Annotated in this window: 23 protein-coding genes; 20 read left to right on the forward strand and 3 right to left on the reverse strand. The window is 69.6% G+C overall.

Annotated elements, in window-relative coordinates; all coding sequences use genetic code 11:
- Nucleotides 1-13: 13 nt before the first annotated feature.
- On the reverse strand, nt 14-658 hold the full coding sequence (locus JOY88_RS11465; RefSeq protein WP_293502498.1) for a PEP-CTERM sorting domain-containing protein: 645 nt from the start codon (nt 656-658) through the stop codon (nt 14-16).
- 238 nt (nt 659-896) lie between these two features.
- On the opposite strand from JOY88_RS11465, the gene JOY88_RS11470 reads away from it, so the two are divergent.
- Nucleotides 897-1,430, forward strand: coding sequence for a YgjV family protein (locus tag JOY88_RS11470; protein ID WP_293502499.1), 534 nt, complete (start codon nt 897-899; stop codon nt 1,428-1,430).
- Here the strand turns inward: JOY88_RS11470 and JOY88_RS11475 are convergent.
- Nucleotides 1,408-2,343 (reverse strand): MBL fold metallo-hydrolase, encoded by a 936-nt coding sequence (locus JOY88_RS11475; RefSeq protein WP_293502501.1) that lies wholly within the window; start codon nt 2,341-2,343, stop codon nt 1,408-1,410. The genes JOY88_RS11470 and JOY88_RS11475 overlap by 23 nt on opposite strands.
- Before the next feature lie 263 nt (nt 2,344-2,606).
- On the opposite strand from JOY88_RS11475, the gene JOY88_RS11480 reads away from it, so the two are divergent.
- From JOY88_RS11480 to JOY88_RS11555, 16 genes are all read left to right on the forward strand, one after another.
- On the forward strand, nt 2,607-4,802 hold the full coding sequence (locus tag JOY88_RS11480) for a TonB-dependent receptor (RefSeq protein WP_293502502.1): 2,196 nt from the start codon (nt 2,607-2,609) through the stop codon (nt 4,800-4,802).
- A 137-nt stretch (nt 4,803-4,939) separates the two neighbouring features.
- Nucleotides 4,940-6,448, forward strand: coding sequence for a sigma-54 interaction domain-containing protein (locus tag JOY88_RS11485; RefSeq protein ID WP_293502524.1), 1,509 nt, complete (start codon nt 4,940-4,942; stop codon nt 6,446-6,448).
- 161 nt (nt 6,449-6,609) lie between these two features.
- The gene (locus JOY88_RS11490; RefSeq protein ID WP_524539213.1) at nt 6,610-7,800 is read left to right on the forward strand and encodes a substrate-binding domain-containing protein; all 1,191 of its coding nucleotides are present in this window, start codon (nt 6,610-6,612) and stop codon (nt 7,798-7,800) included.
- A gap of 16 nt (nt 7,801-7,816) precedes the next feature.
- The gene (locus JOY88_RS11495; protein WP_293502504.1) at nt 7,817-8,560 is read left to right on the forward strand and encodes an ABC transporter ATP-binding protein; all 744 of its coding nucleotides are present in this window, start codon (nt 7,817-7,819) and stop codon (nt 8,558-8,560) included.
- Nucleotides 8,557-9,288 (forward strand): ABC transporter ATP-binding protein, encoded by a 732-nt coding sequence (locus JOY88_RS11500; RefSeq protein ID WP_293502506.1) that lies wholly within the window; start codon nt 8,557-8,559, stop codon nt 9,286-9,288. Before JOY88_RS11495 ends, JOY88_RS11500 begins: the two co-directional genes overlap by 4 nt.
- Nucleotides 9,285-10,259, forward strand: a complete 975-nt coding sequence (locus tag JOY88_RS11505) for a branched-chain amino acid ABC transporter permease (protein ID WP_293502508.1) — start codon at nt 9,285-9,287, stop codon at nt 10,257-10,259. The genes JOY88_RS11500 and JOY88_RS11505 overlap by 4 nt, the downstream gene beginning before the upstream one ends.
- Complete coding sequence (locus JOY88_RS11510) at nt 10,259-11,341, forward strand: branched-chain amino acid ABC transporter permease (protein ID WP_293502527.1); 1,083 nt, start codon at nt 10,259-10,261, stop codon at nt 11,339-11,341. The genes JOY88_RS11505 and JOY88_RS11510 overlap by 1 nt, the downstream gene beginning before the upstream one ends.
- Nucleotides 11,341-12,183: an alpha/beta fold hydrolase gene (locus JOY88_RS11515; RefSeq protein ID WP_293502528.1), complete on the forward strand. Its 843-nt coding sequence runs from the start codon at nt 11,341-11,343 to the stop codon at nt 12,181-12,183. The genes JOY88_RS11510 and JOY88_RS11515 overlap by 1 nt, the downstream gene beginning before the upstream one ends.
- A 60-nt stretch (nt 12,184-12,243) precedes the next feature.
- On the forward strand, nt 12,244-13,014 hold the full coding sequence (locus JOY88_RS11520; protein ID WP_293502509.1) for an ABC transporter ATP-binding protein: 771 nt from the start codon (nt 12,244-12,246) through the stop codon (nt 13,012-13,014).
- Between the two features lies 1 nt (nt 13,015).
- Nucleotides 13,016-13,729: an ABC transporter ATP-binding protein gene (locus JOY88_RS11525; protein ID WP_293502510.1), complete on the forward strand. Its 714-nt coding sequence runs from the start codon at nt 13,016-13,018 to the stop codon at nt 13,727-13,729.
- Between the two features lie 14 nt (nt 13,730-13,743).
- On the forward strand, nt 13,744-14,940 hold the full coding sequence (locus JOY88_RS11530) for an ABC transporter substrate-binding protein (protein WP_293502511.1): 1,197 nt from the start codon (nt 13,744-13,746) through the stop codon (nt 14,938-14,940).
- Nucleotides 14,941-15,089: 149 nt separating this feature from the next.
- The gene (locus JOY88_RS11535; protein ID WP_293502512.1) at nt 15,090-15,977 is read left to right on the forward strand and encodes a branched-chain amino acid ABC transporter permease; all 888 of its coding nucleotides are present in this window, start codon (nt 15,090-15,092) and stop codon (nt 15,975-15,977) included.
- Nucleotides 15,974-16,960 (forward strand): branched-chain amino acid ABC transporter permease, encoded by a 987-nt coding sequence (locus tag JOY88_RS11540; RefSeq protein ID WP_524539214.1) that lies wholly within the window; start codon nt 15,974-15,976, stop codon nt 16,958-16,960. Before JOY88_RS11535 ends, JOY88_RS11540 begins: the two co-directional genes overlap by 4 nt.
- A gap of 110 nt (nt 16,961-17,070) precedes the next feature.
- Nucleotides 17,071-18,036 (forward strand): response regulator, encoded by a 966-nt coding sequence (locus JOY88_RS11545; protein ID WP_293502513.1) that lies wholly within the window; start codon nt 17,071-17,073, stop codon nt 18,034-18,036.
- Between the two features lie 87 nt (nt 18,037-18,123).
- Nucleotides 18,124-18,690, forward strand: a complete 567-nt coding sequence (locus tag JOY88_RS11550) for a hypothetical protein (RefSeq protein ID WP_293502514.1) — start codon at nt 18,124-18,126, stop codon at nt 18,688-18,690.
- The gene (locus JOY88_RS11555; protein WP_293502515.1) at nt 18,680-19,066 is read left to right on the forward strand and encodes a GFA family protein; all 387 of its coding nucleotides are present in this window, start codon (nt 18,680-18,682) and stop codon (nt 19,064-19,066) included. The genes JOY88_RS11550 and JOY88_RS11555 overlap by 11 nt, the downstream gene beginning before the upstream one ends.
- Nucleotides 19,067-19,188: 122 nt before the next feature.
- Here the strand turns inward: JOY88_RS11555 and JOY88_RS11560 are convergent, their stop codons facing one another.
- Nucleotides 19,189-20,370: a serine hydrolase domain-containing protein gene (locus JOY88_RS11560; RefSeq protein WP_293502516.1), complete on the reverse strand. Its 1,182-nt coding sequence runs from the start codon at nt 20,368-20,370 to the stop codon at nt 19,189-19,191.
- Nucleotides 20,371-20,486: 116 nt separating this feature from the next.
- On the opposite strand from JOY88_RS11560, the gene JOY88_RS11565 reads away from it, so the two are divergent.
- The 3 genes from JOY88_RS11565 to JOY88_RS11575 are packed head-to-tail and all read left to right on the forward strand — an operon-like array spanning nt 20,487 to nt 24,051.
- Nucleotides 20,487-22,673 (forward strand): heavy metal translocating P-type ATPase, encoded by a 2,187-nt coding sequence (locus tag JOY88_RS11565; RefSeq protein WP_293502518.1) that lies wholly within the window; start codon nt 20,487-20,489, stop codon nt 22,671-22,673.
- A gap of 56 nt (nt 22,674-22,729) precedes the next feature.
- Nucleotides 22,730-23,164 carry a hypothetical protein gene (locus JOY88_RS11570; RefSeq protein ID WP_293502520.1) on the forward strand — a complete coding sequence of 145 codons (435 nt, stop codon included), beginning with the start codon at nt 22,730-22,732 and terminating at the stop codon, nt 23,162-23,164.
- On the forward strand, nt 23,161-24,051 hold the full coding sequence (locus JOY88_RS11575) for a DUF2145 domain-containing protein (protein ID WP_293502522.1): 891 nt from the start codon (nt 23,161-23,163) through the stop codon (nt 24,049-24,051). Before JOY88_RS11570 ends, JOY88_RS11575 begins: the two co-directional genes overlap by 4 nt.
- The last annotated feature ends 156 nt before the right edge of the window (nt 24,052-24,207 follow it).

Genomic DNA, 24,207 nt, shown 5'->3' on the forward strand with positions numbered 1-24,207 from the left:
GGAAGCCTCAAGGTCAGATCGAACGGCGGCGGGCAATGCCCGCGACGGCGGCCAGGCCGGCCAGCAGCAACATGACGCTGCCGGGTTCCGGCACGGCGGCCACGTCGCCCACGCGCACGGCCCAGGCCTGGCCCAGGGTGTCGGTGGCGAGCTGGTCCTGGGCGCCCATGCCCATGAAGAAGGCCAGGCCCCAGCCGGGCTCGCCGGCCGTACCCGTCCAGAACACCGGGCCGACGGCGTTGCGCGGGTCGGCAAGCCCGCTGAAGCTGCCTGTGTTCCTGAGGCCGGCCGCGGAGTTGCCGAGGCCGGCGTAGTAGAGGTTGCCAAGCTCGCTGTTCCTGCCGGCGTTGTTGAGGCCCACATCGGTCGAGCCGTCATCCGCGTAGTCGAACTGCAGGCTCACGCCGTTGACCGGCAGGACCGTGGGCAGGCGCCAGTCGTCGAAGCCGCCGAAGCTCAGCGAAGCCGCCCATTGCATCGCATCGGCCTGGGTCCGCAGGCCGCCCAGGCCGGCGTCCGTGATCCAGGTCAGGTTGGTGGCGGTGTCGTAGACCATGCTGCCGTTGGCGCGCAGCTGGAGTTCGGCCCGGGCCGCCCCTCCGATCAACAGGCCCGTCAGGGCGAGGGTGGCGAGCAGCTTGTTCTTGAACGGGATCATGGCGGGTGCGACGGCGTCGCGGAGCTGAGGCGGGTCGCATGGTCTGCAAACCGGCCGAGCCAGCGTCAGCGGGTTAGTCCGCAACCTTGCTGCCAATTCGAGCGGGCCGCATAACCACCGGGTATGCGCCATCGCGCCATGCACCGCCGGGCTGTCCTGGCGTGGGCGGGACAATCGGGCCCTCGCCCCGCCAACCCCCTTGTTCGCGGGGGTCATCGACCTCCGCGCCCCCCACAGCATGCCTCTTTCCGACTGGCTCTCGCCCGCCCAGCTCTTCGGCTACGTCGCCTTCGTGCTGGGCGTCGGCTGCTTCCTGCAGACCGACGACCGACGCTTCAAGCTCTTCATGACCGGCGAATGCGTCGCCTACGTCGCGCACTTCGCGCTGCTGGGCAACCCGACGGCGGTGGCGAGTTCGCTGCTGTCCATGCTGCGCTCGGTGCTGTCGCTGCACACGCGCTCGCGCTGGGTGGCGGTGGGCGTGATCGCTGCCAACATCGGTTTCGGCCTGGCGATCGCAACCAGGCCCAGCGACTGGCTGCCACTGACGGCCTCCTGCCTGGGCACCCTCGCCCTCTTCACGCTGCAGGGCATTCCGATGCGTCTGCTGATGCTGTGCGGCACCGGGCTGTGGATCGCCAACAACCTGATCGCCGGCTCCATCGGCGGCACGGCGCTGGAGGTGGTCGTCGCGGCAGTGAACCTGGCGACCATCGTGCGCATGGCGCGTGCCGGCCGGCGCGCGGCGCTCAGCGATTCGCCGAGTAGTTGACCGGCAGCCAGTCGTAGCCCTTGCCGTCGGCGCGAAGCCGGCCGATGCCGGGGAAGCTGACATGCGCGACGGCGACGTAGTAGCCGCCCTGGGCCGCCGCGGCGTAGGCCTTCTCGCGCGCAGGCGCTGCGGCCTTGGGGTCGGTGTCGAACTGGATGGTCACCGCGGGCTCCTTGAACTGCACCGCGGCCACGTGCATCAGGTCGCCCCAGAACATCATCTTCTGGCCCTTGCTCTCGGCCACGTAGTTGCTGTGGCCGGGCGTGTGGCCATAGGCCGGGAAGGCCTTGACGCCCGGCACGATCTCGACGCCGTCCGCGCTGCCGTCGAACGGCTTGAAGCGCCCCGTGTCGGCAAAGGCCTTGACGATGGCGGCGGTGGACTTGGCGCCATCGCTCTTGGCCACCTTCTCGGGCGCGAGCCAGAAGTCGGCATCGCGCTTGTCCAGACGCAGCATGGCGTTGGGGAAGGCGGCAGCGCCGCCGATGTGGTCGCCGTGCATGTGCGTGATGACGACCTCGTCGACCTGCTCAGGCGCATAGCCCGAGGCCTTGAGGTTGGCCAGCACGCGGCCGGCCGTGGGGCCGAACAGGCCGGCCGCCCCGGTGTCCACCAGCACGATCTTGGCGCCGGTGTTGATCAGGTAGGCATTGACCGAGGTTTCCAGCGGCAGGCCCAGGTAGGCATGCTGCAGCGCGCGCAGTGTGTTGGGCACGGGCTGCTGCAGCAACTTGTCCACGGCCAGGTCCAGCGTGCCGTCGGACAGGGCCGTGATCTCGAAGTCGCCCAGCTGCAGGCGGTACCAGCCGGGCGCCTGGCCCTTGAGCTGCGGGCCGGCGGCGAGGGCCGGCGCGGCGCCCAGGCCAAGACCGAGGGCGAAGGCAAGGGCGGCGGTAAGCGGGCGACGGGGCATCGTGGGTCTCCGGGGGGTGGAAGGAAGACGGCGCAGGATACCGGCGCCCCGGCATCCCCGCAGCCCCTCGGGGATGGCTGTCTGCCCGCTGGACAGCGCCGGCGGCAGCGACTGACTGGAATCCGGACAATGCCGGCCCCGCGGACGCCGAAACCGCGGGTTAGCTCGCAAGGGTTTGTCTGGGGTTCGCCCCATGTTGGCGCGGGCACGGCTTTTGCGCTTTGGGGGGCTGGCACCCAAGACAACAAACCAGGAGACAAGCCATGCCCCGACGCCATCCGGCGCGCTCGCGTCTGCATTTCGCCATCCTCGCCGCCCTCGGCACGGCCGCCGCGCTGCCCGCGGCCGCCCAGACCGGCCCCGCGGCCGAGCCTGCGGTGACGACGCTGGACGTCGTCAAGGTCACGGCGCGCAAGCGCGAGGAGACGTTGCAGGACGTGCCGGTCGCCGTGACGGCGCTGACGGGCGAGCAACTCGACAAGCTCGCCATCAAGGACCTCGGCGACCTGCAGGGCCAGGTGCCCAACCTGACCATCTACGCCGCGCGCGGCAGCAACACGACCATCACGACCTTCATCCGCGGCGTCGGCCAGGCCGACCCGCTGTGGGGCGTGGACCCCGGCGTGGGCATCTACTTCGACGACGTCTACATCGCCCGTCCGCAGGGCGCGCTGCTGGATGTCTACGACGTTCAGCGCGTCGAGGTGCTGCGCGGCCCGCAGGGCACGCTGTACGGCAAGAACACCATAGGCGGCGCCGTGAAGTACGTGTCCAAGCCGCTGCCGCAGCAGACTGAAGGGCAGGTGACGCTGGCCGTCGGCAACTACGGCCAGGTGACCGCCAAGGGTGCCGTCGGCACGGCCGTCGACGATGGCCAGTTCCGCTTGCGCCTCGCCGGCGCCAGCCTGAACCGCGACGGCTACGGCCGGGACCTGACCGACGGCAGCCCCGTCAGCGACCAGAACACGACCAGCGGCCGCGTATCCATGGGCTGGTTCCCGACGGGTTCGAACTTCAGCGCCCAGGTCTCGGCCGACCGCACGCGCGACAACTCGCACATGCGCGGCTTCCAGCGCCTGAACGTCAACCCCTCGGACCCGGCCAAGACGCCGCCCATGGCCAGCCGCTACGACATCGCCAGCGGCATGCCCAACGCCAACTACACGAACAGCGCGGGCGAGTCGCTGACGCTGAACTGGGGCGCCAGCGCCGACTGGAGCCTGAAGTACATCCTGGCTCACCGCAAGTCCGACACCGACACCAGCATCGATTTCGACGGCCTGCCCGCCAAGATCGCCGACGTGCGTGCCGAGTACCACGACAGCTCGCAGAGCCACGAGCTGCAGGCCATCTACGAGGGCCAGAACAGCTCTGGCGTCGTCGGGCTGTACTACTTCGACGGCCGCGCCGGCGGCACGGTGCGCAACAACTTCTTCAACCTGCTGTTCGGCACCACCAACGGCACGGTCTACACCAAGGGCAAGGCCGTCTTCGGCGACTGGAGCTGGCGACTGACGCCGCAGTTCAGCGTCAGCACCGGCCTGCGCTACACCGACGAATCCAAGCGCGCGCGCGTGCTGAACCTGGGCTTCCCGAACGCCAACTTCGGGCCCACGCCCATCTCCGTCGCGGCCGACTTCGACAAGACCCGTTCCGTCACCAACACCTCGCCGCGCCTGTCCCTCGAATACAAGGCCAGCGACGAGGTCAAGCTCTACACGACGGCGTCGCGCGGCTTCAAGAGCGGCGGCTACAACATCCGCGCCCAGGCCGTGGCCGTGCCGCGCTCGGCCGAGCCCTTCCAGGACGAGAAGCTGGACTCGCTGGAGGTCGGTGCCAAGATGGTGCTGGACGGCGGCCGCCTGGAGCTGAACACGGCGCTGTTCTATAACAAGTACAAGAACGTGCAGCTGTCGGTGTTCACGTCCTATACCGACGCCAACGGCCAACCCGCCTTCTTCGGCGACTTCACGAACGCTGGCAAGGCCACCGTCAGCGGCGCCGAGCTCGAATTCCTGTGGCGTCCCACCACCGACTGGCGCATCAGCGGCAACCTGGCAGCGATCAACGCCAAGTACGACGAGTACATCGAGCGCGGCGTCAACGTCGCGGCCGACAAGAAGTTCTCCAACACGCCCAAGTTCCAGGCCGGCCTGAACATCGAGCACAGCGCCAGGCTGTCGATGGGCACGCTGCGCTCGCGCCTGGGGCTGTCCTACCGCACCAAGGTCTACCCGACGACGGACCTCGCCGAAGCCCTGGCGCAGAACACCTACACGCTGGTCAACGCCGGCCTGATCTGGGAGAAGGACAGCAAGCTGAGCTTCTTCCTGCAGGGCAGCAACCTGACCGACAAGGCCTACAAGACCGACGGCTACAACATCGCCGCCCTGGGCGTGCTGGACGCCTTCTACGGCGCGCCGCGCACGGTCACGATAGGTGGGACGTACAAGTTCTGAGCCGCGACCGAGGACAGGCCCTGCAGACCGTCCGACGCGCAGCGACGGACGGCGACCTGCAGGGAGCCGGCATGAATGAGGCCTCGCTGAAACCCTGGGGCTTCGCGGGCGGGCCGGCGCGTTACATTGCGCCGGCCATGCCGCTGTCCAAGAACCAGACACCCGTCGCGCTCGACATCCCCCAGGACGTCGACGGCCTGCTGCGCCTGGCCGCGCGCTCGATGTTCGACGTGCTGGCCCGTTCGGCGGAGGGCATGTTCGTCATCGACCGCAGCCACCACATCGTCTGGATCAGCGACGGCTACAAGCGCTTCCTGCCCGCGCTTGGCTTCGCCGACGAGCGCGAGTTCGTGGGCAAGCGTGTGGAGGACGTGGTGCCCAACACGCAGATGCTGCAGGTGCTGGAGACCGGAAAGCCCGTCCTCGTGGACCTGCTGACCAACAAGGCCGGCACCTTCCTGGTGAGCCGCCTGCCGCTGCGCAACGACGCCGGCGAGGTCATCGGCGCGCTGGGTCTGGTGCTGCTGGACCACCCCGAGACGACGATGCAGCCGCTGATCACCAAGTTCGCGCGGCTGCAGCAGGAGCTGGAGGACACGCGGCGCCAGCTGGCCGCGCAGCGCCGGCCCAAGTACACCATCGCCAGCTTCATCGGCGCCAGCGCTGCGGCACTCGAAGTGAAGCGCCAGGCGCGCCGCGTCGCGCAGACCGACTCCACCGTGCTGCTGCTGGGCGAGACCGGCACCGGCAAGGAGCTGATGGCGCATGCCATCCACTCCGCATCGCGGCGCGCGCACCGGCCGCTGGTCAGCGTCAACATCGCCGCCGTGCCCGAAACGCTGCTGGAAGCCGAGTTCTTCGGCGTGGCACCCGGCGCCTACACCGGCGCCGACCGCAAGGGCCGCGACGGCAAGTTCAGATTGGCCGACGGCGGCACGCTGTTCCTCGACGAGATCGGCGACATGCCGCTGGCGCTGCAGAGCAAGCTGCTGCGCGTCCTGCAGGAGCAGGAGGTGGAGCCGATTGGCAGCAACACCGTCATGCGCGTGGACGTGCGCGTCATCGCCGCGACCAGCCGCGACCTCGCTGCGATGGTCGCCGCGGGCCAGTTCCGCGCCGACCTCTACTACCGCCTGAACGTGCTGCCCATCCGCGTGCCGGCGCTGCGCGAGCGGCTGGACGACATCGAGGCGCTGGCCGAGGCGCTGGGCGAGGACATCGCCCGCCGCAGCGGCATGCCGCAGAAGCTGCTCAGCCCAGACGCCATCGAATGGCTGATGCAGCAGGCTTGGCCCGGCAACATCCGCGAGCTGCGCAACACGCTGGAGCAGGTCAGCCTGATGAGCGACGACATGCAGCTGACGGCGGCGCATTTCCAGGGCGGCGCGGCGCTGCCGGCCGCGGCCGAGGCTCCCGCGCCCGCCCCCCCGCGTCCCACGGCATCCACCATGGCCACGGCCCAGGCCGTGGCGCCGCTGCCCGAGCTGATCGAGGCGCTTGAACGCGACGCCATTGCCCGCGCGCTGCAGGCAACGAATGGCAACCGCATGGCAGCCGCCCGACTGCTGCAGATCTCGCGAGCCTCGCTGTACGAAAGGTTGGCGCGCTGGCCGGAGCTGGAAGTCCAGGTTTCAGGCAACGCCTGAATTCCGGACACTGCACGGGTCCATAACGCCTCAAAACCTGGGGGCAACCCGGACGAAATCCGCCTCCGGCGCCACTTCCCCGCCGGGCACGGCCCTTGCAAAAAGGGAAGACAGCGTCTGCCGACAGAGCAGATGACAACGAACCACAGGAGACAAGCCCCATGCGCCCCACCATGCGCCGCTTTGCCCTCGCCGCCGCACTCGTGCTGCCCGGTATCGCGCCGGCCGCCGGCAACGAGATCCGCATCGCCCATGTCTACAGCAAGACCGGCCCGCTGGAGGCCTATGGCAAGCAGACGCAGATCGGCCTGATGATGGGCCTGGACTACGCGACCGGCGGCACCATGACCGTCGCGGGCAAGAAGCTGGTCGTCATCGAGAAGGACGACCAGGGCAAGCCCGACGTGGGCAAGAGCCTGCTGGCCGCCGCCTATGGCGACGACAAGGCCGACATCGCCGTCGGGCCCTCGTCCTCCGGCGTTGCACTGGCCATGCTGCCGGTGGCCGAGGAGTACAAGAAGATCCTGCTGGTGGAGCCGGCCGTGGCCGACTCCATCACCGGCGACAAGTGGAACAAGTACATCTTCCGCACCGGCCGCAACTCGTCGCAGGACGCCATCGGCAACGCCGTCGCGTCCGACATCCCGGGCCTCAGCATCGGCATCCTGGCCCAGGACTACGCCTTCGGCCGCGACGCCGTGAAGGCCTACAAGGAAGCGCTGAAGAAAGCCAAGATCGTCCACGAGGAATACCTGCCCACGGCGACGACGGACTTCACCGCTGGCATCCAGCGCCTGGTGGACGCACTGAAGGACAGGCCCGGGCCCAAGGTCATCGGCGTCGTCTGGGCCGGCGGCACGCCGCCCTTCGGTGCGCTGGCCGCGCTGGACCTGCAAAAGCGCTACGGCATCGCCGTGGGCTCGGGCGGCAACATCCTGCCGGCCATGACGGCCTACAAGCAGTTCCCCGGCATGGAGGGCGCGACCTACTACTACTTCGGCATCCCGAAGAACCCGGTCAACGAATGGCTGGTGGCCAACCACTACAAGCAATACAAGCAGCCGCCCGACTTCTTCACGGCCGGCGGCATGAGCGCGGCCATCGCCCTCGTCGAGGCGTTGAAGAGGACCAACGGCGACACGGCGACCAACAAGCTCATCAAGACCATGGAGGGCATGAGCTTCGAGACGCCCAAGGGCAAGATGACCTTCCGGCCCGAAGACCACCAGGCCATGCAGTCCATGTACCACTTCCGCATCAAGGCGGACCCGGCCTTCCCCTGGGGCGTGCCGGAGCTGGTGCGGGAGATCAAGCCCGAGGAAATGAACGTGCCCATCCGCAACAAGCGTTGATGGCGGACGACGGCCCGTGCTCGAGACAAAGAACCTGACGATACGCTTCGGCGGCCATGTGGCCGTCGACGGCGTGTCCTGCGCCTTCCAGCCCGGCACGCTGACGGCCATCGTGGGCCCCAACGGCGCTGGCAAGACGACCTACTTCAACCTGATCTCGGGCCAGCTGCCCGCGAGCAGCGGCGAGGTCTGGCTGGACGGCGAGAACCTGACGGGCCAGCCCGCGCCGCTGCGTACGCGCCGCGGCCTCGGCCGGGCCTTCCAGCTGACGCAGCTGTTCGCCCACCTGACGGTGCTGGAGAACGTACGGCTGGCCGTGCAGGCACGCCACGGCAAGGGGCTGCGCATGCTGTCGGTGTGGCTGTCGCACCGCGAGCTGATAGCCGAGGCGCGGGCCATCCTGGAGCGCGTGCGCCTGGCTTCGCGCGCCGACGACCTCGCCGCCAGCCTGCCGCATGGCGACCAGCGCAAGCTGGAGGTGGCGATGCTGATCGCGCTTGCACCGAAGGTCTATCTGTTCGACGAGCCGACGGCCGGCATGAGCGTGGACGAGGTCCCAGTCGTGCTGGACCTGATCCGCGCGCTGAAGGCGGAGAAGAAGCACACGCTGCTGCTCGTGGAGCACAAGATGGACGTCGTGCGCGAGCTGGCCGACCGCATCATCGTGCTGCACCAGGGCAAGCTTGTCGCCGATGGCGACCCCGCCACCGTCATCGCCTCGCCCATCGTGCAAGAGGCCTACCTCGGGGTCGCGGCATGAACCTGCTGACGTTGAAAGGCGTTCATACGCACGTCGGGGCGTATCACATCCTTCACGGCGTGGACCTCGAAGTGCCGATCGGCCAGGTGACCATGCTGCTGGGCCGCAACGGCGCAGGCAAGACCAGCACGCTGCGCACGCTGATGGGCCTGTGGACGGCCAGCGCCGGTGCGGTCTCGTTCAAGGGCGAGGACATCACCAAGCTCGCCACGCCCGACATCGCGGCGCAGGGCATCGCCTACGTGCCCGAGACCATGGGTATCTTCGGCGAGCTCAGCGTTGCGGAGAACCTGCTGCTGGCGGCCCGCGGCGCCAAGCGCATCGTCGACCTCGACGCCAAGCGCCTGGACTGGCTGTTCGGACTCTTCCCTGCGCTGAAGACCTTCTGGACCCACCCGGCCGGCAAGCTCAGCGGCGGGCAGAAGCAGATGCTGGCCGTCGCCCGCGCCATGATTGAGCCGCGCGAACTGCTGGTCATCGACGAGCCCAGCAAGGGGCTGGCCCCGGCCATCGTGCAGAACCTCATCACCGCGCTGCGCGAACTGAAGGGCACGCGGACGACGGTCCTGCTCGTCGAGCAGAACTTCCGCGTCGCCACCGAACTGGGCGACAGCGTGGCCGTCATGGACGACGGCCGCATCGTGCACCGCGGCGCGATGCGCGAGCTGATCGAAGACTCCGGCCTGCAGCAGCGCCTGCTGGGCCTCTCGCTGGCGGCCCACCAATGAAGCTCGACCCCCGCCCTCTTGCCCTGCTCGCCGCGCTGATGCTGCTGGCGTTGCCGCTGACCGGCAGCGCCAGCACCTGGCTCAACCTGACGCTGGCCGGCGTGGCCATGGGCCTCATCATCTTCGTCATCGCCTCGGGCCTGACGCTGGTCTTCGGACTGATGGACGTACTGAACTTCGGCCACGGCGTCTTCATCGCGCTGGGCGCCTTCATGGCGACCACCGTGCTGGCCGCATTGGCGCCCTGGACCGGCAGCCCCGACGTACTGGCCAACCTCGCCGCACTGGCCGCCGCCTGCCTCGCCGGCATGGGCATCGCGGCGGCCGTGGGCGTCGTGTTCGAGCGCGTGCTGGTGCGGCCCGTCTACGGCCAGCACCTGAAGCAGATCCTCATCACGATGGGCGGCATGATCATCGGCGAGGAGCTGATCAAGGCCAGCTGGGGCGCGCAGCTGATCCCGCTGCCGCTTCCCGACGCGCTGCGCGGCATCTTCCTGATCGGTGACGTGGCGGTGGAGAAGTTCCGCGTGCTGGCCATGGTCATCGGCCTCGTCGTACTGGTCGCGCTGCTGCTGGTGCTGAACCGCACCAAGATCGGCCTCCTGATCCGCGCCGGCGTGCAGGACCGCGAGATGGTGGAGGCGCTGGGCTACCGCATCAAGCGCCTCTTCGTCGGCGTCTTCGTCGCCGGCTCAGCGCTCGCGGGTCTGGGCGGCGTGCTCTGGGGCCTGGTGCAGCAGGGCGTCACGCCGCAGATCGGCGCCCAGGTCAACCTGCTGCTCTTCATCGTCATCATCATCGGCGGCCTGGGCTCGACGATTGGCTGCCTGGTCGGCGCGCTGCTGGTGGGCCTGGTGGCCAATTACGTCGGCTTCCTGGCTCCGAAAGCGGCCCTCTTCTCCAACATCGGGCTGATGGTCGCCATTCTTCTCTGGCGCCCGCAAGGCCTCTACCCGGTGGGGGCGAAATGATGATCCGCACGCTGCTCTCCCACGACCTACCGCGCAGCCGCATCCTGGCCGCACTGTTGATCGCCTGTTTCGTCGGGCTGCTCGGCGCGCCCTTCATCTTCCCCGGCACGCAGGCGCTCAACGTCGCGGCCAAGATCCTGGTCTTCATCCTGCTCGTCGCCAGCTACGACCTGCTGCTGGGCTATACCGGCATCGTCAGCTTCGCGCACACCATGTTCGTCGGCATCGGCGCCTACGGCATCGCGATCGCGTCGACGCGGCTGGGGCCGGACTGGGCATCGCTGGGCATCGGCTTCGTCGCAGCACTTGCGCTGAGCGCCGTTCTGGCCCTGGCCGTGGGCCTGGCCAGCCTGCGCGTGAAGGCCATCTTCTTCGCGATGATCACGCTGGCCGTGGCCTCGGCCTTCATGACGCTGTGCTCGCAGCTCAGCGACTTCACGGGCGGCGAGGACGGGCTCAACTTCCAGCTGCCTGAAGCACTGCGCCCGTCCACCGAGTTCTTGGAGGAGCCGGTACTGGGCGTCATGCTCGACGGCCGGCTGCTGACCTACTACGGGCTCTTCGTCGCCGTCACGGCCCTCATCGTCGTGCTGCTGCGCATCGTCAACTCGCCATTCGGCCGCGTGCTGCAGGCCATACGCGAGAACGAGTTCCGCGCCGAGGCTATCGGCTACCGCCCCGTGGTCTACCGCACCGGCGCCAACGTCATCGCGGCGCTGCTGGCCTGCTGCGGCGGCGCGCTGCTCGCGCTGTGGCTGCGCTACACCGGCCCCGAGACGGCCATGAGCATGGAGATCATGCTGGACCTGCTGCTCATCGTCGTCATCGGCGGCATGGGCACGGTCTACGGCGCCGTCATCGGCAGCGTGCTCTTCATCGTCGCGCAGAACTATCTGCAGGCCCTGCTCAAGGGCGCGGGTTCGCTGGTCGACGGCGTGCCGGGCTTGAGCACGCTGGTCTCGCCGGACCGCTGGCTGCTGTGGCTGGGCCTGCTCTTCGTGCTGGCTGTCTACCACTTCCCGGGCGGCGTCGTCGGGCGGCTGAGGCTGGCGGCGTGGAAGCCTGGGAGGGCCGCCAAGTGATGCGCTCGCGCTATCTGACCTGCCTGGGTCGCGAGATCCACCTCACGGAATGGGGCGACGCGGGCGCACCGCCCGTCATCGCCTGGCATGGCCTGGCACGCAGCAGCCGCGACTTCGACGAATTTGCCGCTGCGCTCAGTGCCCGCTGGCATGTCGTCTGTCCCGACACGCTGGGCCGCGGCCTGTCGCAATGGGCCATAGATCCGACGCGCGAGTACTGCCTGGATTTCTACGTCGAGCAGGCCGAGGCGCTGATGGATCAGCTGGGCCTGCACAAGGTGCAATGGGTCGGGACCTCCATGGGTGGCGCCATCGGCACGCTGGGCGCGGCGACACGGCTGCGCGGCCGCATAAGGCGCCTGGTGCTGAACGACAACGGCCCCGAGCTGGCCGCGCCGGCGCTGGCCCGCATCAAGGCCTATGCCGGCCAGCCGCCCAGCTTCGCGACCGTGACCGAGCTGGAGCGCTACTTCCGTGAGATCTATGCGAGCTTTGGTCACCTGAGCGACGCGCAGTGGCACCACCTGACCGAGACCTCGCTGCGCCGCCTGCCCGACGGCCGCGTGACCACGCACTACGACCCCGCAATGGTGGCGCAGTTCGACCATCATCCCGATGACTACCTGCTGTGGAGTGCCTGGGACCAGCTGGACCTGCCGGTCCTGTGCCTGCGCGGCGAGGACTCCACGCTGCTGAGCGCCGAGACCGCCCAGGCCATGCGCGAGCGCGGGCCGCGGGCGGCCGTCGCCCTCATTCCCGGTTGCGGCCATGCACCCGCCTTGAACACGCCGGAGCAGATCGGCCTGATCGAACGTTTCCTCTCCGCCGACCAAACCCCGTGAATGCCCGTAAGCCAGTGTCATGCTTGAAGGCCTAGAGTCGCGCAGCTAACCCGGACGTCCATGAGCGAATACATCCTCGAGACCCAGGATCTGACCAAGGAGTTCAAAGGCTTCACGGCCGTGGATGCCGTGAACCTGCAGGTGCAGCGCGGCCACATCCATGCGCTGCTGGGCCCCAATGGCGCGGGCAAGACCACCTGCTTCAACCTGCTGACCAAGTTCCTGACGCCCACGCGCGGCCGCATCGTCTTCGCAGGCGCCGACATCACCGGCGAGACCTCGGCCCAGATCGCCCGCCGCGGCGTCATCCGCAGCTTCCAGATCTCGGCCGTATTCCCCCACCTGACGGTGCTGGAGAACGTGCGCATCGGCCTGCAGCCCTTCACCGGCACCAGCTTCCATTTCTGGAAGGGCCTCACGGGCCTGCAGACGCTGGACGCCAAGGTGCTGGCGCTGCTGGAGCTGGTGGACCTGCGCGACATGGCGACCACGCGCGCCGCAGACCTGCCCTATGGCCGCAAGCGCGCGCTGGAGATCGCGACGACCATGGCGATGGAGCCGCGGCTGATGCTGCTGGACGAGCCCACGCAAGGCATGGGCCACGAGGACGTGGACCGCGTGACCGCCCTCATCAAGCGCGTGGCCGAGGGGCGCACCGTGCTGATGGTGGAGCACAACATGAAGGTGGTGGCCAGCATCGCCGACCGCATCACCGTGCTGGCGCGCGGCGCCGTGCTGGCCGAGGGCGACTACGCAACGGTGTCCAAGCATCCGGCCGTGCTCGAGGCCTACATGGGCACCGAAGCCACCGAACTCCAAGGCGCGCACTGACATGGCCACGCCTGCACTGGAAATCACCGACCTCCACGCCTGGTACGGCGAGAGCCACATCCTGCATGGCATTTCCATGAGCGTGCAGCCGGGCCAGGTCGTCACGCTGCTGGGCCGCAACGGCGCCGGCCGAACGACGACGCTGCGCGCCATCATGGGCCTGACCGGCGCGCGCAAGGGTTCGATCAAGATCCATGGCGGCGAGGCCATCGCCCTCTCGCCCCACCGCGTCGCCCAGCTGGGCATCGGCTACTGCCCCGAGGAGCGTGGCATCTTCGCGTCGCTGACGGCCGAGGAGAACCTGCGCCTGCCGCCGCTGTTGAAGAGCCGGCGCGGCAAGGTCATGTCCGAAACCGAGATCTACGCGATGTTCCCCAATCTCGCGGAGCGTCGCCACAGCCCCGGCACGCGGCTGTCGGGCGGCGAGCAGCAGATGCTGGCCGTGGCGCGCATCCTGCGCACGGGCGCCGACATCCTGCTGCTTGACGAGATCTCCGAAGGCCTGGCCCCCGTCATCGTCCAGGCCCTGGCCCGCATGATCCGCGCGCTGAAGGCCCAGGGCTTCACCATCCTCATGGTCGAGCAGAACTTCCGCTTCGCCGCGCCCTTGGCCGACCATTTCATCGTCATCGAGCACGGCGAGGTCGTGCTGTCCTTCCCCGCAGCCGAACTGCCGGCCCACCAGGCCAAGATGGACGAGCTGCTCAGCGTCTAACCACCGGAGACCCCATGAAGAAGACCCTCATTGCCGCTTCCCTCGCCGCCTGCGGCCTCGCCGCCCAGGCGCAGATCTCGGGCGACGTCATCAAGATCGGCTTCCTGACCGACATGTCCAGCGTCTATGCGGACATCGACGGCGCCGGGGGCGTGGAGGCCATCAAGATGGCCATCGCCGACATGAAGGGCAACATCGGCGGCAAGAAGATCGAGTTCATCTTCGCCGACCACCAGAACAAGGCCGACATCGCCAACGCGAAGGCGCGCGAGTGGATCGATACGCAGGGCCTGGACCTGCTGATCGGCGGCACCAACTCGGGCGCCAACCTCGCGATGGCCACCGTCGCGGCCGAGAAGAAGAAGCCCTTCATCTCCATCGGCGCCGGCAGCTCGGCACTGACCAATGCCGCCTGCACGCCCTACACCATCCACTACGCCTACGACACCGTGGCGCTGGCCCGCGGCACGGTCAACCCAATGATCAAGGCCGGCGGCAAGAGCTGGTACTTCCTGACCGCCGACTATGCCTTCGGCGCCGCGCTGCAGGCCGACGCCACCGAGGTCATCAACAAGGCCGGCGGCAAGGTGGTGGGGGCCGTCAAGCACCCGCTCAACGCCAACGACTTCTCCTCCTTCCTGCTGCAGGCGCAGAGCAGCGGTGCGCAGATCCTGGGCCTGGCCAACGCCGGTGGTGACACCATCAATTCGGTCAAGGCGGCCAACGAGTTCGGCATCACCAAGAGCATGAAACTCGCCGGCCTGCTGATGTTCATCAACGACATCCACTCGCTGGGCCTGAAGACCGCCGAGGGCATGTACCTGACCGACTCCTGGTACTGGAACCAGAGCCCCGAGTCCCGCGCCTGGGCGCGCCGCTTCTTCGAGAAGATGAAGCGCATGCCCTCGTCGCTGCAGGCCGCCGACTACTCGGCCGTGATGCACTACCTGAAGGCCGTCGAGGCGATCAAGACCGACGACGCCGACAAGGTCATGGCCAAGATGAAGGACACGCCGATCAACGACTTCTACACCAAGGGCACCATCCGCAAGGAAGACGGCCGCGGCATCCACGACATGTTCCTGATGCAGGTCAAGTCGCCCAAGGAGTCCACCGAGCCCTGGGACTACTACAAGGTCGTCTCGCGCATCCCTGGCGCCGAGGCCTACACCGCCCTCGCGGACAGCAAGTGCCCGCTGGTGAAGAAGTGAAGTGATGCGTCCCCCCTCTACCGGCTTCGCCGGCCCCCTCAAGGGGGCGCACCCGATGGACCGGCAAAGCCGGATCCACGGGTACCGCTGGAGGGGTCTGGCGCGCTACGCGGCCCTCGGCAGCTGATCCTTGCAATCGCACGACTGACATGACCGAACTGTTCGGCATCCCACTACCCGCCCTGCTGGGCCAGCTGCTGCTGGGCCTGGTCAACGGCTCGTTCTACGCGATGCTGTCGCTGGGCCTGGCGGTGATCTTCGGCATGCTCAACATCATCAACTTCGCCCATGGGGCGCTGTACATGATGGGGGCCTTCTTCGCCTGGATGGGGCTGGAGTACCTTGGGCTGAACTACTGGGTCATGCTGGGCCTCGCGCCGCTCGCCGTGGGCCTGATCGGCATCGTCATCGAGCGCACCATGCTGCAGTGGCTCTACAAGCTGGACCACCTCTACGGCCTGCTGCTCACCTTCGGCATCACCCTCGTCATCGAGGGCGTGTTCCGCAGCTTCTACGGCGTCTCGGGCCAGCCCTATTCGGTGCCGGAGCAGCTCACGGGCGCCACCAACCTCGGCTTCATGATCCTGCCCAACTACCGCGGCTGGGTCGTCGTGGCGTCGCTGGTCGTTTGCTTCGCCGTCTGGGCGCTGATCGAGAAGACCTCGCTGGGCGCCAAGCTGCGCGCCGGCACCGAGAACCCCAAGCTGGTGCAGGCCTTCGGCATCAACGTCCCCGCCATGGTGACGCTGACCTATGCGGGCGGCGTGGCGCTGGCGGCCTTCGCCGGCGTGCTGGCCGCGCCCATCCTGCAGGTGTCGGCGCTGATGGGCAGCAACCTCATCATCGTGGTGTTCGCCGTCGTCGTCATCGGCGGCATGGGCTCCATCCTCGGCTCCATCCTGACCGGGCTGGGCCTGGGGCTGATCGAGGGGCTGACCAAGGTGTTCTACCCAGAGGCGTCCAACACGGTCGTCTTCGTCGTCATGGCCATCGTGCTGCTGGTGCGTCCGGCGGGCCTGTTCGGAAAAGAGCGATGAACAAGAAGCTCATCGACAGCAAGGTTCTCGGGTACGCCGCGCTCTTTGTCGGCATCGGCCTGCTGCCGCTGCTGGGCGCCTACCCCGTCTTCGTCATGAAGGTGCTTTGCTATGCGCTGTTCGCGTGCGCCTTCAACCTGCTGGTGGGCTTCACGGGCCTGCTGTCCTTCGGCCATGCGGCCTTCCTGGGCACGGCCGGCTATGTCTGCGGCCATGCGCTGAAGGTCTGGGGCCTGCCGACACCGGTGGGCCTGATCGCCGGCATGGCCGGTGCGGCCGCCGTGGGCCTGGTGTTCGGCCTGCTGGCCATCCGCCGCTCGGGCATCTACTTCTCGATGATCACGCTGGCGCTGGCGCAGATGCTGTACTTCTACTTCCTGCAGGCGCCCTTCACCGGAGGGGAAGACGGCCTGCAGTCCGTGCCACGTGGACACTTCCTGGGCCTGAACCTGGCGAACGACCTGACGCTGTTCTACGTCGTGCTCGGCATCTTCGTCGCCGCCTTCTGGCTGATCTACCGCATCGTCCACTCGCCTTTCGGCCAGGTGCTGACCTCCATCCGCGAAAACGAGGCCCGAGCCACCTCGCTGGGCTATGACACGGCGCGCTTCAAGCTGCTGGCCTTCGTGCTGTCGGCCGCGCTGGCGGGCCTGGCAGGCGCGACCAAGACGCTGGTGCTGGGCTTCGCGACGCTGACCGACGCGATCTGGACCACCTCCGGCCTCGTCATCCTGATGACGCTGGTGGGCGGCATGGGCACGCTGGTCGGGCCCATGGTGGGCGCGCTGGTCATCATCGCGCTGGAGAACAAGATCGGCGACCTCGGCAACCTGCTGGCCGACGTCACCGGCGTGGCCTGGTTCAACGGCCTGGGCGAATCGGTCAGCCTCGTCACCGGCCTGATCTTCATTGTCTGCGTGCTGGCCTTTCGCCGCGGCATCGTCGGCGAGGCCATGGCCATGCTGGAGCGGCGGCGCGCCTGAACGGGCGTGACAAACGACGCCGCCCACCCGCCATCGAAAGGCCTGCGTGCGGCGCGAGGCGCCCGGCGCGCGATGATGGGCACCCTTGACCTAGCACCACCGCCCCGACGATGAACGAGCTGTTGACCTGGACCCTGTCCGCCGCCGCCGCGGCCGTCGTGCTGTTGCTGCTCTGGCTGGGCCGCCGCCGCCGCCAGCGCGCCAGCGCCGATGCCGAGCGGCGCGAGGCCCAGCGCATCGCCCAGGAACGCGCCGAACACGCAGCGAGGCTGCAGCACGCCGAGCAGGAACGCCTCGCGGCCGAGCGGGCCCGCACCGGGCGCGAGGCAGCCGCCCGCCTCGAAGCCCAGGCGGCCCGCGAAGCCGCCGAAGCCGCCGAAGCTCGACGCCTGGTCCAGGAGGCCGAGACCCGGCGCCTTGCCGAACAGCATGCCCAAGCGGAACGACTGGCCCGCGAACAGGCGGCGCGGGAGGCGGCGGAGGCGGAGCGGCAGGAAACCGAACGCCTGCTGCGCGAAGCCGAGGCCCTGCGGCTGGCCGAGGCCGAGCGCGCAGCCGCCCAGCGCCTGGCCATGCAGCAGGCCGCCGAAGCCGCCGCCCGGGAGGCCTCCGCCCAGCAAGCCGCCGAAGCCGAGCGCCGCGCCGCGGCCGAGGCAGCCGCGGCCGCCGCCGCCCAGACCACGCGCGAGCTGCGCGCCGACGAAACCCTGGTCCTCATTGCCGACGACTCCAAGATCGTCCGCGTCAAGATCAGCCGCCTGCTGGCTGCGCAAGGCTACCGCGTCGCGCTGGCCGAGAGCGGCGAGCAGGCGCTGGAACTGATGGCCACCGAGCGTCCGCACGTGCTGATCACCGACGTCGAGATGCCCGGCATCGACGGCTTCGAGCTGACGCGCCAGGTGCGCGCCGGCGCCACGACGGCCCGGCTGCCCGTGCTGATGATCACCTCCTCGGACGACAAGCAGGACGAGGCCCGGGCCGCCGGCGTCACCCAGTTGCTGGGCAAGCCCTACTCGGAGGAGGCGCTGATCGCCGCCATCGAACACGCCCGCCAGGCCGTGCGGGTGCCCGCCTAGAACGCAGCTGCTCCTGGCGCCCCCCGCCGGACGCCGCTATGGTTGGGCCCGCCTACCACTTGCCGCCACCGGCGCGCCGCCGCGCACATGGAATTCCAACGCTTCACCGCCCCCGACGCAGCGGCCCTCGAGGCCAGCATTGCCGAGCACCAGGCCAGACTGGCGGCGGCGCAGCAAGCCGGCGACGCACTCGCCATCGTCGAGCACACAGCCGACCTCGGCACCCTGCTCAGCACCGCGCGCCGCGAGGATGAGGCACTGCAGCTGCTGCAGGCGCAACTCGATCCCGTTGAGTCATTCTCCAGCTCGGAGGTGGCCGGCTGGTTCTGGAACGCCTACGCCACGGCGCTGCAGTACAACGGCCAGCGCAGCCAGGCCGACACGGCCTTCGCCAAGGCGCTGGCACTGTCCCGCACCGGCGGCTGGCGACGCCTGCAGTCCTTCGTGCTGCAGCACTGGGGCCGCAACGGCGTCGAACAGGGCGACCTAGACGCGGCGCAAGAGAGGTTCGAGGAAGCGCTGGCCATACGCCGCGAGCTGAAGGACCCACGCACCGCCTCCACCGAGCACGCGCTGGCCGGCCTGGCCGAGCTGCGCGCGCAAGGGGCCGCGCGGCCCGCGACACCCTCGTCCCTTGAGCGCCATGTCTGCTGAAGAACACGCCTCAGCGCTGCTGCAAGGCAGCTGCCACTGCGGCGCCGTGCGCCTCACGCTGCCCGCCGCGCCGGACAAGGCGACGAAATGCAACTGCTCGCTGTGCCGCCGCCTGGGAGGCCTGTGGGCCTATTACGAGTTCGGCAGCGTGAAGGTGGAAGGCCACCCCGACCACACCACCGACTACGTCTGGGGCGACAAGACGCTGCGCACCCTGCGCTGCGTCCACTGCGGCTGCGTGACGCACTGGGAACCCCTCACACCCGAGGCTGGCGCCCGGCATGGCGTGAACCTCAACAACTTCGATCCGCGGCTGCTGGCGGCCGTGCAGGTGCGGCGGTTCGATGGAGCTGATTCGTGGACGTTCTTGGATTGAGTGCGGCTGCGAGGGATCTCCAAAGCTGACGCTCACCACGTCCATTGGCGGCGGCCCCCTGAAATCCGACGTTCAGCGTCCGCTTCAGTGCTTCCAATTCCACTCCGGGCCGCAGGCCTTCCTCACCCCCTCACCGCCCCCAGCAACCTGCCGATGAACTCATTCAAAGCCGGCCCGTTGTCTATCCAGCGCACCACCGCGACGACATCGTTCTCCCAGTCGATGTAGACGATGTTCTGGCCATTGCCGCGGAAGGTGACGCTACTCTCGGGCGCGGCCGGCAACGCCTTGCGGCCGGTATTGAGGAACCAGTTGCAGTAGCCGTACTCGGCATTGACCGGCCCCGGTGCGCGGGCCTTCGTGATCCAGTCGCGCGACACCAGCTGGCGGCCGTTCCACTCGCCCTGGCGCAGGAACAGATAGCCGAAGCGGGCCAGGTCCCAGGCGTCGATGAACATGCCGCCGCCCCAATGCCCGCCGCCGGAGACGGACTGCAGGCGCTGCCCGTCCAGTTCCACCCAGCTGTTGTCGTAGCCATGCCAGCGCCAGCGGCCGGATGCGCCTATGGGGTCCATGACCTGCTCGCGCAGCACCTCGGGCAGCGGCCGGCGCCAGACCTGCAGCGCGGCCAACGCCAGCACGTTGACGCGTACGTCGTTGTACTTGTAGTGCGTGCCCGGCGCATTCAGCGGGCGGTTGGGCCAGTCCTCGGGCGTCTTGCCCACCGGCCGATCGGCCCAGTCGGGCTTGCCCCACAGCGTGCCCTGCCAGTCGCTGGTCTGGCGCAGCAGGTGCTCCCAGGTGATCGGCGCGTTCTTGGGCGACGCGAACAGCTCCACGCCGGGAGGCATGTAGTCGACCGCACGGTCGTCGGTGCTGCGGATCAGGCCCTGCTGCCAGGCCAGCCCGACCACCGTGGACAAGAAGGTCTTGGTGATGCTGTGGCTCATGTCCACGCGCCGCGTGTCGCCCCATTCGGCCACTACCTTGCCGCGGCGGATGACCAGGCCATTGATGGGCGCACGCTCGCGCGTGAGCCCGATCTGCCCGCCGAAATACGGCTCGGCCTTGCCGAAGCTCTGGGCCAGGGCCAGCGCCTGGTCGCGCGGCGCCGGGTTGTCATGCGCCTGGGCGTAGGCCACGGCCTCGGCCAGCTTCGCGGCGTCCAGGCCCACAGCCGGGGGGTCGGCACGCTGCCAGTCGCCGCGGGGCGGGAAGTAGGCGGGCTCGGCCACGGCCAGGGTCCCCGCCAGCCACAGCGGAGCAAGGAGAAGAATTCGGCGGGTCGTGCTTGTCGGGCTCATGAGCCCATTGTGGCCAGCCGCCCCGCCCACTTGCGCGGGGTCAAACCCCGGGTGCTTGACCTTGCCATGATGGGAAGCTTGAAGATGCGCCTACCCTCCAGGAAACCGACCACGCCATGAGCACCGCCGCCGCCCCTTCCGCCCTGAACGACGTGACGCTGCAGGTCAGCGGCATGACCTGCGCCTCCTGCGTGCGCCGCGTCGAGAAGGCCTTGCAGGCCATTCCCGGCGTGCAGGCCGCCAGCGTCAACCTCGCCACCGAGAAGGCCTCGGTGAAGGCCTTGCCCAACGTGCCCATCGCGGCGCTGACGGCGGCGCTGGACAAGGCCGGCTACCCCGCCAGCGAGGTCCCGGCCACGGCCCCGCCGGCCGCTGAACCCACCGGCGGCCTGCCCGCCTGGTGGCCCGTCGCGGCCGGCGCGGTGCTGACGCTGCCGTTGCTGCTGCCCATGCTGCTGGGACCGCTCGGCATGGACGCGATGCTGCCCGGCTGGTGGCAGCTGCTGCTGGCCACGCCGGTGCAGTTCGTGCTTGGCGCGCGCTTCTACCGCGCTGGCTGGGGCGCACTGCGCGCGGGCAGCGGCAACATGGACCTTCTGGTGGCCCTGGGCACCTCGGCGGCCTATGGCCTGTCGGTCTACCTGCTGGTCAGCCACCCGGACCATGCCCACCTCTACTTCGAGGCCTCGGCCGCCGTCATCACGCTGGTGCTGCTGGGCAAGTGGCTGGAGCAGCGCGCCAAGCGCCAGACCACCGACGCCATCCGCGCGCTGAACGCGCTGCGGCCGACGACGGCCCGCGTGCTGCGCGGCGACGTGGAGATGGAGGTCCCGGTCACCGAGGTCCGCGTGGGCGACCTCGTCGCCGTGCGCCCCGGCGACCGCATCCCGGTGGACGGCGAGGTCGTCACGGGCCGCAGCCATGTGGACGAATCCCTCATCACCGGCGAGAGCCTGCCGGTGGCCAAGACGCCAGGCGAGCGCGTGACCGGCGGCGCCATCAACGCCGAGGGCGCGTTGACCGTGCGCACCACGGCCATAGGCGCGGAGACGGCTCTGGCCCGCATCATCCGCATGGTGGAGTCGGCCCAGGCGGCCAAGGCGCCCATACAGCGCATCGTCGACCGCGTCAGCGCCGTGTTCGTGCCTGTGGTGCTGGTCATCGCGGCGCTGACCTTCGCCGGTTGGTGGATGCACGCGGGCGATGCCGGGCAGGCCCTGGTCAACGCGGTGGCCGTCCTGGTCATCGCCTGCCCCTGTGCCTTGGGCCTGGCCACGCCCACCACGCTGATGGCCGGCACAGGCGTCGCGGCCCGCCAGGGCATCCTCATCAAGGACGCCGAAGCGCTGGAGCTGGCCCATGCGGTGACGGTGGTCGCCTTCGACAAGACCGGCACGCTGACGGTGGGCCAGCCGACGCTCGCAGCCGTCGTGCCGGCCCCGGGCGGCAGCCGGGACGAGGCGCTGCAACTCGCCGCCGCGCTGCAGCGCACGAGCAGCCACCCGCTGGCCGCGGCCGTGCTGGCCGAGGCGAGGGGCGCGGCACCGCTGCCCGTGGAGCAGGCACGCGCGCTGCCGGGCCGCGGCGTCGAGGGCGTCGTGCAGGGCCGCCGGCTGGCGCTGGGCAGCGCCCGGCTGGCGCAGGAGCTGGGCGTGGACGACGCCGCGCTGGCCGAGGAGGCGCGCCGGCTGGAGGCCCAGGGGCACACGGTCTCCTGGCTGGTGGAAGACGGCCGCGCGCTGGCGCTGCTGGCCTTCGGCGACCGCGTGAAGGACACCGCGGCGGCGGCTGTCGCGCAGCTGCAGGCGCGCGGCATACGCACCGTCATGGTCAGCGGCGACAGCCGCGGCGCGGTGGCGGGCGTGGCACGGGAGCTGGGCATCGCCGAGGTCCATGCCGAGGTGCTGCCGGCGGCCAAGGCCGGCGTCGTGCAAGGCCTGCGCGAAGGCGGCGCAGTCGTCGCTTTCATCGGTGACGGCATCAACGACGCGCCGGCGCTGGCCGCCGCCTCGGTGGGCTTCGCGATGGCCGGCGGCGCCGACGTCGCGACCGAGGCCGCCGGCGTCACGCTGATGCGCGGCGACCCGCGCCTGGTTGCCGATGCACTGGACGTGTCGCGCCGCACCTACGCCAAGATCCGCCAGGGCCTGTTCTGGGCCTTTGCCTACAACGTGGTGGGCATCCCGCTCGCGGCGCTGGGCCTGCTGAACCCGGTCATTGCCGGCGCCGCCATGGCCTTCAGCAGCGTCAGCGTCGTCGCCAACGCGCTGACGCTGAAGCGCTGGCGCGGCACGGCGCACTGAAGGGCGGCACCCATCCGCGTTATCGTCGGCCCCTCCAGCAGTTCGCGAGTCCCACCATGCGCCTCGTCCTCCTCGCCTCCCTCGCCCTGGCCGCGGCCGTGGCGGCCCGGGCCGATTCCTTCGTCTCCTCCGCGGCCGGCGCCGGCTCGGCCTCGTCGGGCAGCGTGTCCGACTCCTTCAAGCAGTCCTCCGGCAGCAGCAGCGGCGGCGAACGCCGCGCCGAGGGCCGCTACCGCGTCACCGAGGTGGCTCGCGCCGACGAGGCCGGCAAGCTGCGCCTGACGCTGGCCCGTGACGGCGCCGCCCCCGTCGAGCTGACGCTGCCCGAGCAGGCGCTGGCCGCGCGCACCGTCCACGTCGGCGACGAGGTGCAGGCCACGCCCCAGCCCTATGGCGTGGCCTTCGCGCATGCCGACACCGGCCAGGCCTTCTACCTGGTGCTGGAGGACGCCTGGCATCGCGGGCTTGCGGCGCGCGTCGTCCAGCCTTGATCCGCCCCCTCGCCGCGCTGGCGTTCGCGCTGGCCGCGGCCCAGGCCCAGGCCCAGGCCGGCTCGTTACCGCCACGCGGCTGCGACCGCCCCGCCCAGGTCACCGCCGCCCAGCAGGACCACCTGCTGCGCTTTGCCGCCGCCGTGCGCGACGCCCTCTCCTCCTCTGGCAGTCCCGCCGCGCTGATCGCGCGCTCGGGCACCGACCTATCGCGCTTCGGCCTGCGCTACTCGCACGCCGCCGTCGCGCTGGCCGATGGGCTGGACATGCCCTGGGCCGTGCGCCAGCTCTACTACGCCTGCGCCGAGGGCCGGCCACGCCTGTTCGACCAGGGCCTGGCCGGCTTCGTGCTGGGCAGCGACGACGCCGACCTGGGCTATGTCAGCCTGCTGCTGCTGCCCGCTGACGCCGCCACGGCGCTCGCCCGGGCCACGCTGGACAAGCCGCTCGCCCTGGGCCTGCTGAACGCGCGCTACAGCGCCAACGCCTACCCCTTCAGCACCCACTACCAGAACTGCAACCAGTGGGTGGCCGAGTTGCTCGCCGCAGCCCTCACGGGCAGCGCCGACCGCGCCGAGGCCCAGGCCTGGCTGCGCACCGAAGGCTATGCGCCCGAGCCGGTGCGAGTCTCGCCCTGGCTGCTGCTGGCCGGCCGCTTCGTGCCCTGGCTGCATTTCGACGACCACCCGCTCGAGCAGCTCGACGCCGGCGACGTGCAGACCAGCCTGCCCGCCAGCCTGGAGGCGTTCGCGCTGCGGCGCTGGCCCGAGGCGCGCCGCATCGAGCTTTGCCACGGGCCGCAAGGCATCGTGCTGCGCGAGGGCGGCGCGCCGCTGGCGCCGGGTTGCGTGCCCCGGGAAGGCGACCGGGTGACGGCGCTGGACTGAGAGCGCGCCGGCCTCAGAGCCTGAGAAGCATTTGATTGCCGTTAGCCGAGTGGCTGGCGAGCCATGGGATGCAGTTGCCCGCGATGTGCTGGCGGATTCGGGTGATCGGGGTCGGCGCAGGGCCTACAGGGGCCGCCCCGCGGGCCTTCGGGGCGC

Origin of the sequence: Roseateles sp. (assembly GCF_019237615.1) — a bacterium.
Lineage (GTDB): Bacteria > Pseudomonadota > Gammaproteobacteria > Burkholderiales > Burkholderiaceae_C > Pelomonas.